Genomic DNA, 13194 nt, shown 5'->3' with positions numbered 1-13194 from the left:
GCGGCATTTTATCAAAGACAGAGTTTGGCGGGCCAAACTCTTTGAGCGAAAGGTACTTTCGCTTTTACCTCACTATCCGCCGCTTCAGCGGCATTTCTGCATTTTTTGGCATAAAAGAGGCGCTGCAAGACTTATGCCAGTCAATTTGCAGCACCTCCTGCACTACTCAAACACTATATTTTTCTAAATTTCTTCCACCGGTCATTGCTTTCAATTTTGAATATACTTATTCTGAATCTATTTATTCCGTATATTCAATCGTACCTTCGCCCGGATGAAGCGGATCAAAGTCTTTAATAACCACACGTTTGATCTTGCCCAGCTTGATGTCATTTTCCAGGGCGTCATTGTAACGTTTATTCAGGTCGGCAATGGCTTCGTCTGCGCTCACATCGCCCATGATCGCTCTCCAGATAACAGTGCCGTAATCGTCGCCTTCCAGGGAGATGGCAGGAACTGCCGGATAAACGCTTTCATAATCGGTTAACTGGAAGTCTGCCAGACGTCCTGTCTTGGTTTTGTCGATCACGCCGTCCATGTAGTTTGAAATCGGAAGATATAATCCGGCTTCCAGGTATCCTTTTAAGAACTCTTCGCTGCTGAAATATTTGATAACTTCCCATGCTTTGTCTTTGTTCTTGCTGGATGAGAACATCATGTAGCCCTTCTGCGGCTGGATGGACTGAGCGCCCTTTCTGGTTCCGTCCAGAGAAGGAACTTCTGCAACGCCCCACTCAAACTTGTCGATCGGGAACTGTGAAGTGAACACGCCTGCTTCCTGGGATGCATTGCCCCAGATGCCGAATGTGCCCTCTACGAACTGGGCTCTCATTGCGTCTACGCCCTGGCTGGTTGAACCTGGGAATACGCTGCCGTTCTGGAAGAATTTGTTGGCTGTTTCGATGATCGGTTTGTAGCCGTCAAAGTTAAATGTACCTGTCTTAAAGTCATAACGGTAGATTCCGCTGGTCTCTGCGGTTCCTTCCAGCCATCTGTTAAATGGTACGGCAGAAGTAAAGCCTACTCCGTAAGAAACGCCGTTTCCGTCTTTTGTGATCTTGTCGGCCAGTTCCACAACACCGTCTAATGTGTCAGGGAATTCCGTATATCCTGCTTTTTCAACCAGGTCTTTATTATATTCAATTCTGGTTCCGCTTCTCATTCCCGTTGGAATCCAGTAAACGTTTCCGTCGATCATATTGATTCCTTCGAACTGAAGTTTACTTGCCTCAGTTACTTTTTCAAACTCAGGATCTGTGATATAATCATTTAACGGGTCAATGATACCGGCCTCAACGAATGTTTTCAGATCGAATCCGCTGGTTGCGCCGCCAACGCCTGCGATATCAGGAGCTGTTCCTGAAGAATAGGCAAGGGCCATCATATTTGGATAGTCGTCTGTGATAACATTTAAAGCGATTTCGATCCCTTTATCGTTGTTAGCGTTGAATTCTTCAATTTTCGATTCCACATATTCGGAATCATGGCGGTCCATGGTCCAAACGGTAATCACTGTCTTTTCACCGGATTCCTCTTTCTTGGCTTCCGTTGACTGGGCTTTGGCATCCTCGCCCTGCTTCGCCTCCGTGCTTCCCTGTGCCGGTGCTGCCGTGGTGGATTTTTCAGCTCCGCCGCCGCATCCTGCCAATGAGGCAGCCATGACTCCTGCCAGCATAATACTTACAATTTTTTTCTTCATACCGTTCCTCCTTGTATTAAAACTTTGTTTTCTTGATGACTTAACTTTACCATCAAATATAACAATTTATAATGACACTTTTCAATACAAATGTTGCATTTTCCATTAATTTATACAATTTCATTTTACAGGAAGGCCTGTTAATCGTATACTTTTGACAATTATCCACCAGAGGGAGGGGATTACTATGGATACCGGACAAATGATCCGCATCGTGATCGCGGACGACGAATCTTCAATCAGAAATGGTTTAAATACAGCGGTTCCCTGGGAAAGTTTAAACATGTCCGTCATCGGAGCCGCGAAAGACGGGATGGAAGCCTGGGAACTGATCCGGGCTTATCAGCCGGCCATTGCTGTCACCGATATACGGATGCCCAGGCTCAGCGGCCTGGATCTGATTAAAAAATGCCACGAGGCAAATATTCCCACCAAATTTATTATTTTAAGCGGCTTCGATGATTTTTCCTATGCCCAGACAGCCATACGCTACGGGGCCAGGGCTTATATCCTGAAACCCTTAAAAATAGAGGAACTGACTGCGGAACTGGAAGGTCTAAGGGATGAAATCCTGGAACAGAGGGCAAATGGTTCCATGCCGGATATGACGGATTACCAGTCCTTGCGCACTTCATCGAAAAAACTGTTTTTAAACCAGCTTGTGCAGAATGAATTCCGCCACAACAGCGACATTTTAAAGAAACTTCAGGAGCTCCACCTGCCGCTCACGGATTCCCCTTACCGGATTCTGGTATTTTCCATCCAGCAGACCGGGGAACCGTCCATTCCCGATATCACGTCCGAACTATTGGAAATCGTGAATGAAGAAGCCGGCGCCTCCCGTTTTACGGCATGGGAATGCAATCCCTCCCAAGTCATACTGCTGGTACATACGGACGGCAAGGCTGAACCCGCGCCGGTCCGGGAACTGGCCAAACGCTGTCTGAAACAGTTCAAAGCGCTGGAAAATTACCGCATCGTGGTGGGAATCGGTTCTGGAGAACAGGAGCTGATTAACGCTTACCGTTCCTATGGCACGGCCCTGACCGCCCTCTCCTATCAGATTTATGAAAAGGAGCAGGATATCTACGACGAATCCGTGATCTGCGGCCTGGCGCCCACCATATCCACCAGCAGTATTGACATCAGCGAACTAATCAGCGCCATCCGCCGCAATGACGCGGAACAGGTGAAGGCCTACTGCCGCAGTTATTTCAATTCCCTGCTCTACGTCCCCATGCCTCCGCCCAGCTTCATCCGCGGCATGTGCATTTACCTGATCACCGATGTGCAGAACACCCTCCGCAAGCAGATCCAGAGCGACATCAACCTGTTTACGGAACTTCCCTATGTGACCATCAACCAGATGTCAACGCTGAGACAGATCGAAGAATGGACCACCGGCCTGTTTTCCCAGTATGCCGATCTGATCAGCCAGTACCTCCAGGACCGGAAAGACAGCATCATACTGGACGCCAAACAGTTCATTCAGGACAATGTGGATAAAAAGATACAGGCAGAAGATGTGGCCGCCCACGTAAACCTCAGCACGTCCTACTTCACCATTTATTTCAAGGCCAAAACAGGGACGAATTTCAGGGACTATGTTTTAAATGTAAAAATGGAGCAGGCCAAGCACCTTCTGGAATCCGGCCAGGCGAATATCAGCGAGATATCCTACGCCGTGGGGTACGACGACTACCGTTCTTTTTACCGGGCGTTTAAGAATCATACGGGGATGACGCCGTCCGAATATCAGGCCAAACATTGAGATAATATTGAGGTAATTATGAAACGGATAAAAACTTACATCGCAAATTTAAAAATATCGTCAAAAATATGGCTCTGCATGATTTCCATCGGGCTGGTGCTGGCCCTGTTTCTGGGGATTTTGAGCAGTTGGTATTTCGCCAGGCTGTATCAGGAAGACACTTACGCCCAGACCGCGGATTCCCTGCATATCGGAAGCCAGTCCCTCACGGATTCCTTCAATATTCTGCTGAACAATGTGATCAATTTTGCTTCCACCACAGATTTTAACAACATCGTGGAGGACGCCCGGTCCGGCAGTTCTACCAGATTTGCCCGGAACACGGCATTGATCCAGGATCCTCTGGCAAACCTGACCCTGACCAATCCGCTTTTGGACACCATTGTCATTTTAGGAAAGAATGGGGAGTTTTATTCCCTGTTTACCAATACATTAAAAAAAGAGGAAACCGCCTCCGACCTGTTCGGCTGGGATCTTTCCTCTGTAAACGGCATCACATGGCTGCCCATACGGCGCAGCCCATTTATCAAAAATAACTACATTATCCCGGTTATCATACCCATTTCCCAGTTGAAAGGCACCCGGTATCTCCATATCGCGGACAGCGCTGAGACTTCCGATGTCTGTATTGTGCTGATGCTGGACAGCAAAAGCGTGGCCCAGAGGCTGGCTTTATCCGATTCTTCCTACGCCAAACGCACGTTGTATCTGGTGGACCAGAACGGCAGAAACATCAGCCTGGATTCCTCTTCCTCTTATTACAAACTGGCGTCCTCCGAAGAAACGGCCCAACGGGTCAGCAGAGAAGGCGGCGGGGAAGCCATTCAACTGCTGTATGATAACATGGATTACAGCCTTTACGGGAAACCCCTGGATTTCTGCGGCCTGAAGCTGGTCAGCATACTGCCGAAAACCCTGCTCCACCAGCGGATTTCCATGATGAACGCCTTCATCCTTTTGATCGCCATTGCCGGATTGGCCGTCACCACCCTGCTGGCGTTTATGCTCTCCCGCTTCGTCACCAAACCGTTTAAGCAGTTGATTTCCAATGTGAAAGCCATTGAAAACAACAACTACAACACGCCTCACCAGATGAAATACCAGGATGAAATCGGCCACCTGAACATGGCCATCAATTCCATGTACAATACGATCCAGCAGCAGTTCCAGCGGATCAAACAGAGCGAACGGGCCAAATACCGGTCCGAAATCCAGCTTTTGTCGGAACAGATTAATCCTCATTTTCTATATAACACCCTGGAATGCATCAATATGGAAATTCTGGGGGGACACAAGGAAACGGCTTCTTCTATGATCACAAGCCTGGGGGATTTTTTAAGAATTGGGCTCAGTTACGGCAATGAGGTGATTCCCATAAGCAAGGAACTCACCCATGTGAAAGCCTATATCGATATTATGAACCGGCGGTTTAACCGGAAAATTGATTTTAAATATACGCTGGATCAGGAATTGGAAAACCTGTATGTGCTGAAATCCATTTTACAGCCCCTGGCGGAGAATTCCATCCGCCACGGATTTGACGTGGATGTCAGTTTTTATGAAAATATTCTGATGCCGGCCATTGAAATCAATGTGCGCAGGGAATCAGACCATATTATAATGGAAGTTTCCGATAACGGAAGGGGAATTGATATAGAAAAAGCAAATTCCGCCCTGCACCCGGAACACCCGGAAAGCGGACGGAAACAACATGTTGGCCTGAACAACATTTATCAGAGACTGAGCGCTTATTACGGCACAGTTTCCATTACATTTGAAAGCATTCCGTATTTTAAAAACACGGTGAGGCTGATCATTCCGCAGACCAACGAAACAAATCAGAACGAAACAGTTCAGAACGAAACAGCTCAGTAATCAAAATCCTCAAAATTACCCACCAGCGGCAGGCTGCCGATGTCACAGTACTTGGTTGTGATCGTGCCGCAGATTCCCCTGCTGAACATGGGGCGCCGCTGGATGGTTTTATTCCTGTTTTTCACCAGTCTTTTCTCTTTCAGAATTTCTCCTATGTATTTTCCATCGGCATTATAGATCTCATTGCCGTAGAATTTCCCGATAACATGACCGTTGTATGAAACCAAATAACCATTCTGACAGACGCCGATATAACGGCCGCTGCAGGTCCAGAAACCATTCATATGCTCCCTCCTTCCTATGGCTTAAAGGGTATTGCCCTGAATCTATTACTTAATATAATACAATAGATCGGAGGAAGTTGCCAGCTTTTTGCGTTTTTTTATTTCTGTCCGTAATAAGCATTGGCTCCATGTTTCCTGTAATAATGCTTATCCTGAAGAGATTGTGGCGCCGGTTTGACCTGTGGGTTGATCTGCTCACATCTGGCGGCCATTTTGGCCACCTCTTCTAATACTACGGCGTTGTGTACCGCTTCTGCCGCGTCTTTCCCCCAGGTAAATGGACCGTGGTTTTTACACAGCACAGCGGGAACCGCTTTCACGTCCTTGTTTTTAAAATAATCTGCGATCAAAAGCCCTGTATTGGTCTCATAATCGCCTTCAATCTCTTCTTTTGTCAGGCATCTGACACAGGGCACCTCTCCATAAATATAATCCGCATGGGTGGTGCCGTAGCAGGGGATGGACCGGCCTGACTGGGCCCAGCTTGTGGCCCAGGAGGAATGGGTGTGGACGATTCCGCCGATCTGCGGAAACGCCTTATAGAGTTCCAGATGGGTGGCCGTATCGGAAGAAGGGTTTAATTTTCCTTCCACTACAGTTCCGTCCAGGTTCACAACTACCATGTCATCAGGTCGCATGGTTTTGTATTTCACTCCGCTGGGTTTTATCACCACCAGCCCGGATTCCCGGTCAATCTGGCTGGCGTTTCCCCACGTAAATGTGACCAGTCCGTACTCCGGGAGCTGCATATTGACTTCATATACCAGTTTTTTCAATTCTTCCAGCATCTCTTTATCTCTCCTTATCCAATATCCGCGCCATGCTGTCATGGGCAAAAACCAGGTCATCTTTCCATGTTTCACTGCCATGATACCAAAATTCCGTCACATAACGGCGCACGCCCATGTTCCACGCGGTATCAATGGCCTGCTGAAAGTCCACATATCCGTCCCCATACATCATATCCCGGAATTTTCCCGGACAAGTTTCCTTTAAATGCATGGCTAACAGGTGTCCCGATCCGGACTTCAGATCATCAAATACATCCGTTTTATATGTATAAGCCGCATTGGTAATATTTCCAATATCGGGGTATATCTGGAGATAAGGGGACCTGATCCGTTTCACATGGTCCGCTGACTTTTCCACCGTGTTCATGAATTCCGTTTCCATGGTTTCAAATGCCAGGAGAATCCCCGCGCTAGCCGCCATTTTAACCGCTTTCTCCAGATTTTCGCCAAAACGCTTTCTGGTCTCCTCGTCGGATTCTTCATAATACACGTCATATCCGGCCAGCATGATCATGCGGATTCCCAGATCGTCGGCCAGTTGTATGGCCTTTTCCATGATTTCCATACTCTTTTTCTCTGTTTCCGGGTCTTTGCTTCCAAATGGGTACTTCCGGTGGCCGCTGAGGCACATGGAACGGATAGGAATCCCCGTTTCATACATGGCCTTTACCAGATCCAGACGTTCTTCCTTTCCCATGTCCAGACGGCCCAGTTTATCATCTGTTTCATCAATGCTGATCTCTATAAAATCATAACCGGCGTCTTTTGCCGCCTGAAGTTTTTCTCTCCAACTGAGCTCCGGAGGCGCTGCCTTTTCATAAAGCCCAAGGGTATACGCCTTTCTTCTGCCCGTCATTTTGCTCTCCATCCGCCTGTCACTTCACCTTTCTTTATCATTTTTCGCATCGGATGTTCATCCGCCGCTTTTTATACCTCTCTATTCCGGAGTTTTTGCCTCACTCTTTCTCTATCTCATAAAATGCGATTTCATTTATCTCCCTGTTGGCGGAAACCATGCATTCCACGCCGTCTCTCTCGTAGCGCATCACATTAGCTGAGCCTGCATCCGATTCAAGGACAGAGGCGTGATAGCTGTTTTCATAGGTGAATCCCAGAATCTCCCGTTTTTCTTTCCGGTAACCGATGACTGCCGCAGGTTTTCCGTATACGCTGCCCGCCCAGATGGCGTGGCCGAATTCCGCCGGCTGTTCATACCGGTATGCCACCTGATATCTGCCGTCTTCCAAATGATAAATCTTGATTTCATTTCCATGGAACGGTGCGATGGCGATCAGTTCCTGACTGCCGTCTCCGTCAAAATCCACGGCCGCCACGTCGCTGGCCGGTTCATCCGTTAACTGTTCCATCTGCCATTCTCCGTCCGGTCCGTCGGGCGGCGTGACACGGAAGATTCCATTTTCCGCAGAGATCAGGCCGTAACCGTCATCCGGTCCGCCGCATCTGCAATATCCGTGGTTTTTGAGCATTCCCTCTTTTAAGCAGGTGAGGGAGAGTTGAACTTTGCCGTAATCCTCCGGCTGATCCGGCAGGCGGCAGCCCCAGACAGCGCCTGGGGACGACCAATCGTCCTTATATTCATGGCCCGATTTCAGCGTGCAGGCGATCAGATAGTGGGAACCGTTTCTGGTAAGGATATCAAAACGGTGCACAAACGGCAGCTTAACCATGGTCTGCACCTTCCAGTCATCCCTGCCCTCCGGCCTGACCAGGACGATTTCGGCCTCCTTGGAATCATTGGGTGAATAGAATTTATGGGTTGCCAAAAACCAGCCGTCGCTTCCAGGCACCTGCACCATGGACATGGTTCCTCCCGGCGCGTCCCAGACGGTTTCTTCCAAATTTCCGTACAGGTCAAAGAGAAGGCACTTATTGACCTTTTCCGCCGCAACCAGAATATGCCGCTTGCCCTGATAGAAAAGGGGGGCGATTGAATAACATTTTTCTAATTCATAGGTTTTAATCTTTTTCAGTTTCATAATGATCCTCCATGCCGGAACGTTTTTTGATGCAGCATTTGCGCTTTGTAAATATGTAACAGTTCAGACAAGTCTGAACTGTTACGCATCCAGCCCATTAAAGTCGCCTACGGCGAGGGGCTGGATGCCTGCAACCGCAATGTTTTCGTACGGTCAGCGCAGTAAATGCGCAGACCTATCTGAACTGTTTCGCAAATATTGCGTTATGCAAATATTACGCTCCGCAAAATATTGCGCTCCGCAAAATATTACGCTCCGCAAAATATTGCGCTCCGCAGACATTTTATAAAATAGAACGGAAAGGAGTATTTGGCTCATGCTCAAAACAGTCATGGAAGCCCCTGTCGTGATGATACGCCATTTTATCCTTATCTGTCGGGTAAACATATTTTCCGCCCACTTCCCAGAAAAATGGATGGAATTTATAGTCCAGGCGGTCTTTTTTCATGTCGTAGAGCACCTTGATTTCATTTAAATCAGCCATGAAATTGGTCCACACATCATAATGAACCGGGATCACAACCTTACATCTCAAAGCTTCCGCCATTCTCAAAATGTCCACGGAAGTCATCTTATCCGCCAGGCCCACCGGATTCTCACCGTAAGACCCTAGAGCTACATCGATATCATAATCTTTACCGTGTTTCGCAAAATAGATGGAATAATGGCTGTCGCCGCTGTGATAAATGTTGCCGCCCGGGGTTTTAATCAGGTAATTGACCGCTTTTTCATCCATATCATCCGGGCAGGTATGCCTGATATCCTGATACCCGTCTGTGGTCACAAGGCAGGTTCTGTCAAAAGAATCCAAAACCACGATCTCCAAATCTTTGATCTTAATGGTGTCGCCCGGCTTCACCGTCACGCAGCGGTCCTCGGGAACTCCCCATTTCACCCAGGTTTCCACCGATTTCTTAGGGCCGATAAATGGAACCTTTTCTTCCACATTGTTAAGGACTGCGGCCGCATAGTTGGGGTCCATATGATCCTGGTGATAATGGGTCGCCAGCACCGCATCCACCTTTTTCACGGCAAATGGGTCCATCACGAACACAGACGCCCTCAGATTGGGCTGGAGTTTTCTGCATCCGCACATATTTGCCATCTGATGCCCTGCCGCCATGTCTTTGACTTTTTTGGTCTGTTTGCCCTTTCCGCACCAGAAATCAATGCTGATATTGCAGTCTCCCGGGGTCTTAACCCAAAGCCCGGTACAGCCAAGCCACCACATGGCCACAGTGCCCGGTTTTACCTCTTCCTCTTCAATCTCTTCATTTAACCAGGTTCCCCACTCGGGAAATGTACTCATAATCCATGATTCTCTTGTGATCTCATCTACTTTTGACATAATCTTGTTCTCCTTTTACTGGTGATATACAGCGGCTTCCTTTTCTCTCAGCCTGCCGTAGAGGTTTTCATAAATTCTTATATGATCCGGGTCGGGATCGTATCGTTTCTCCGCCGTCCCTTCCGCGGCCGTCTCATATGCTTCTTTATAAGAGGCGTACCAGCCCATTTCCCTGGCCGCCGAAATCCAGGCGCCAAGCCCTGTGGCCTCATTGTCGAATGCCCGGATCACCGGCACTCCATAAATATCCGCCTGAATCTGGTTATACAAATCATTCCGGGTCATGCCGCCGGCCACTTTTACCATTCCATATTCAGTACCTGTCAAACCGGAAATGATCTGGATGCATTCCTTCATCTCAGAAGCGATCCCTTCCAACAGCGCCCGGCCAAAATCGCCCTTTGTGTGTTCAAATCCCAGGCCCAGGATCATGCCTCTCATATCAGGCCTCCACACCGGCGTCCCCTTTCCGGCCAGCAGAGGAAGGAACAACAGCCCTTTCGCTCCCGGAGGCGACATCCGGCAGGCATCCGTCATCTCTTTAAATCCGCCGTCGCCGCCAAAGAGCAGCCGTTTCAGCCAGTTTACCGTCTTTCCCGCGCTGAGTACCGAACCCTCCACAATCCATTTTCCGGGGATTGCGGACAGATTGCAGTTCACCTGCATGGCCTCATCACCGACAGGCTGATCCGACAACGCGATCACGTAGGAACCGGTGCCGGAATTAGCCGCTATCCTGCCGTCCTCGACGCATCCCATTCCCAGGGACGCGCACTGCTGATCCCCTCCTGCCGACAACACCGGCACCGGGCGTTCCAAATGAAGCATCCGGGTGATCTCTTCCCTTGTCTCCCCGGCAGCGCTTCCGGCCGGGATCAGACGGCAGAGCTTTTCTTCATCCACATGAAACAGGTTTAAAAGCTCATCCGACCATTCCAATTTTCTGATATCGAAGAGGCAGGTTCGGCTGGCGATGGACAAATCCGTGGCAAACTGCCCGCTCAAACGGCAGAGCACATATTCCTGAAACCCGGTCAGCTTAAATGCCCTGCGGTAAAGTTCTTCATCCTGTTCCCTGATATATTGAATCTTAGGGGCTGAAAATACCGGCGACGGCCTCATGCCGCAGATCCGGTAAATCCGGCTCTTTTCACCTTCCAGCCTGCCGCAGATTTCTCCTGCCCTGGTATCCTGCCACATCATGGCTTTGGAAATCGAATTTCCGTCCCGGTCCACCGGGATTACGGAAGACCGCTGGGCTGTTACCGTGATACAGGCCAGCTTCCCGTCCTGCTCCCTGAGCCATGTTCCTGCCTGTTCCAAAATGCTCCTGAGGCAGCCGTCCAGGACCCCGAGATCCATCTCCACAGCTCCATCTCCCGATACCTCCAGTTCATATTCTCTCTGTTCTTTCCAGACCGATTTCCCCTTCCGGTCGAACAAAATCCCTCTCAGGCTGGATGTCCCCACATCCACCACCAATATCCTGTCCTTCTCCATTATCTGATCCTCGCAAGCTTATTCAGAAAATAGAACACCTTTCCCTCCTGGTCTGAATAGAACTTTTTAGCGATCCGCTCAAAATGTTTCCGTTCTACCCTCTGGTCCCCTGTTTCCTTCATCACTTCTTCAATAGAACTGAAGTATTCATCCGTCTGGTTCTCCGCCAGCAGAGACAGCATGCCGATAAAAATATTCTTCGCTTCATCCGACCAGCTGTATTTCTTCGTTATTTCAAAACTGTCAAATGTGACCGCCTGTTTTCTGTCCTCTAAAATCCGCCCTTCGTCATAAACCGCTTCCGGATCAATTCCCAGCCGTTCAAACTGCTCTGTTGGCGCATCGCTTTCCTGTAGTTTAAGGATTAACGCATTGACAAACCGGGCTTCCACAGCCGGATTATCGATGGGGTTCAGCTGTTCCGGATCATTTTTTAAGTCAAACAGCATGTTGCCGTACTGGAATGAATTGCAGAATGTGGCATTGGCCAGGCGGCTCTGGTTTTTGATCTTCATCACCTGGCATCCCCGTGTAAATGGCAGCGGCCCGCAGATTTCGATCTCTTTCAACTCCTTAGGGCTGAAAAATCCCTGCTGGTGAGTTGGCATCAGCGTATATTCATTCAACGGCTGGTTGGATACGGAGGACGAGGCCCTCATGTACAAATATTCACCGTCCGTAATGTTGACAAATGATCCGTGGAAACCAAAAATGGCATAATCCCTGACCTTCTCATCCTCTTTCAGCGCATTGGCAAGAGGTTTTCCCATCATTTCCCCCGGCCGCTTAACATGGAAGAATTCCAGCAGGGACGCCGGAATGTCGATGGTCTGGCACAATGCGGACCTGCGCTCTCCCTGAACCGGGAATCGGGGATCCCACATAAAAAATGGTGTATTGGCCAGTTCGTTATAGCAGGGCATCACTGATTTGGCCCACCAGTCCTTCTCACCCAGCATAAATCCGTGATCCGTATTGACGATCAGCATGGTATCTTTCCACATATCATGTTCATCCAAGAAATCCAGAACTCTTCCCAGGTTCCTGTCGCACATGGAAAGCAGAGCCGCATACCGTTTTCGGATGTGTTCCACCGCATCCCTGCTCTCGCTGACCGGCGCATAAGGCGGCCAGTCGAAATGATCCCCGCTGTAGTCATCCTCATAAAGTTCTGCAAATTCCTGGGGCACATCAAATGGTTCATGGGGATCAAATGTCTCGATCTGCACAAACCAGTTGTCCTGATCCTTGTTGGTCTCCAAAAATTCCAGCCCCTTGTCAAACACCAGGTTCTGAGGCCATTCGTTCTTTTTATGTATGATTTCCCGGTTGCACCAGTTATCCCGCCACCATTCCGGATGAGTGAACTCTCTCATGGTCGGCACGTGTTTCGGAATCTCCGGCTCGTCGGTCCGCCAGGACCAGGGATCAGCCTCCTGCCCCCTCACACATTCCCAACTGGAATACATGGTGTGATAAGTGCATCCCCCATCTTCCCAATAATGTCCATGATCGCTGATCAGCCGCGTATAGATTCCATTTTCTTTCAAAATCCTGGGCATCGAATTATCAAACGGCTCCAGCGGCCCCCAGCTCCTATGTAAAAAACTGTACCGCCCCGTGTGAATATCCCGCCTCGCCGGCATACACGGAAGGCTGCCCACATAGAAATTGTCAAATACCGCTGTCTTCTCTGCCAGCCTTTTAAAATTAGGCGTCTGAGTCCAATCACAACCGTATGGCTCCAACAACCTCCGGTTTAATGAATCAAACATTACCATTATCGCTCTCATAAACCTCTTCCTCTCTATTTTATGATCGTTTATTAGCTATTTGTATATATTTTACGTTATTTCGTTCGTATTGTCAATGGGTTCGATAATTCTTTATTCATAAAACATTCGTTTTTTGATAATTATCAGGAGATTA

General features: G+C 48.7%; 10 protein-coding genes. 2 read left to right on the top strand and 8 right to left on the bottom strand.

The genetic code is table 11. From position 1 onward, the window contains the following. Positions 1 to 241 precede the first annotated feature (241 nt). A complete protein-coding gene (locus GPL15_RS02205; RefSeq protein ID WP_215695541.1) occupies positions 242 to 1699 on the bottom strand; it encodes an extracellular solute-binding protein in 1458 nt (485 codons plus the stop codon). 187 nt (positions 1700 to 1886) lie between these two features. On the opposite strand from GPL15_RS02205, the gene GPL15_RS02200 reads away from it, so the two are divergent. Together GPL15_RS02200 and GPL15_RS02195 are read left to right on the top strand one after the other, a co-directional pair. Then, a complete protein-coding gene (locus GPL15_RS02200; RefSeq protein ID WP_215695538.1) occupies positions 1887 to 3470 on the top strand; it encodes a helix-turn-helix domain-containing protein in 1584 nt (527 codons plus the stop codon). Between the two features lie 18 nt (positions 3471 to 3488). Further along, positions 3489 to 5345 (top strand): histidine kinase, encoded by a 1857-nt coding sequence (locus GPL15_RS02195; protein WP_215695536.1) that lies wholly within the window; start codon positions 3489 to 3491, stop codon positions 5343 to 5345. Here GPL15_RS02195 and GPL15_RS02190 read toward each other — a convergent pair. From GPL15_RS02190 to GPL15_RS02160, 7 genes are all read right to left on the bottom strand, one after another. After that, positions 5339 to 5629, bottom strand: coding sequence for a hypothetical protein (locus tag GPL15_RS02190; protein WP_215695534.1), 291 nt, complete (start codon positions 5627 to 5629; stop codon positions 5339 to 5341). The two genes, GPL15_RS02195 and GPL15_RS02190, sit on opposite strands and share 7 nt — an antisense overlap. A 98-nt stretch (positions 5630 to 5727) precedes the next feature. Beyond that, positions 5728 to 6417, bottom strand: coding sequence for an L-ribulose-5-phosphate 4-epimerase (locus tag GPL15_RS02185; protein WP_275950449.1), 690 nt, complete (start codon positions 6415 to 6417; stop codon positions 5728 to 5730). 4 nt (positions 6418 to 6421) lie between these two features. Then, positions 6422 to 7276: an L-ribulose-5-phosphate 3-epimerase gene (locus tag GPL15_RS02180; protein ID WP_215695532.1), complete on the bottom strand. Its 855-nt coding sequence runs from the start codon at positions 7274 to 7276 to the stop codon at positions 6422 to 6424. Between the two features lie 100 nt (positions 7277 to 7376). Continuing rightward, complete coding sequence (locus tag GPL15_RS02175; RefSeq protein WP_215695530.1) at positions 7377 to 8417, bottom strand: FG-GAP repeat protein; 1041 nt, start codon at positions 8415 to 8417, stop codon at positions 7377 to 7379. A gap of 283 nt (positions 8418 to 8700) precedes the next feature. After that, positions 8701 to 9765 (bottom strand): L-ascorbate 6-phosphate lactonase, encoded by a 1065-nt coding sequence (gene ulaG, locus GPL15_RS02170; protein WP_215695528.1) that lies wholly within the window; start codon positions 9763 to 9765, stop codon positions 8701 to 8703. A gap of 15 nt (positions 9766 to 9780) precedes the next feature. Beyond that, the gene (locus GPL15_RS02165) at positions 9781 to 11265 is read right to left on the bottom strand and encodes an FGGY-family carbohydrate kinase (RefSeq protein WP_215695526.1); all 1485 of its coding nucleotides are present in this window, start codon (positions 11263 to 11265) and stop codon (positions 9781 to 9783) included. Further along, complete coding sequence (locus GPL15_RS02160; protein ID WP_215695524.1) at positions 11265 to 13058, bottom strand: sulfatase; 1794 nt, start codon at positions 13056 to 13058, stop codon at positions 11265 to 11267. Before GPL15_RS02160 ends, GPL15_RS02165 begins: the two co-directional genes overlap by 1 nt. Between the last annotated feature and the right edge of the window lie 136 nt (positions 13059 to 13194).

The sequence above is a fragment of the Clostridium sp. MCC353 genome (assembly GCF_018785315.1).
Taxonomy (GTDB): domain Bacteria; phylum Bacillota; class Clostridia; order Lachnospirales; family Lachnospiraceae; genus CHH4-2.
This window is presented reverse-complemented; position numbering and strand designations above follow the sequence as displayed.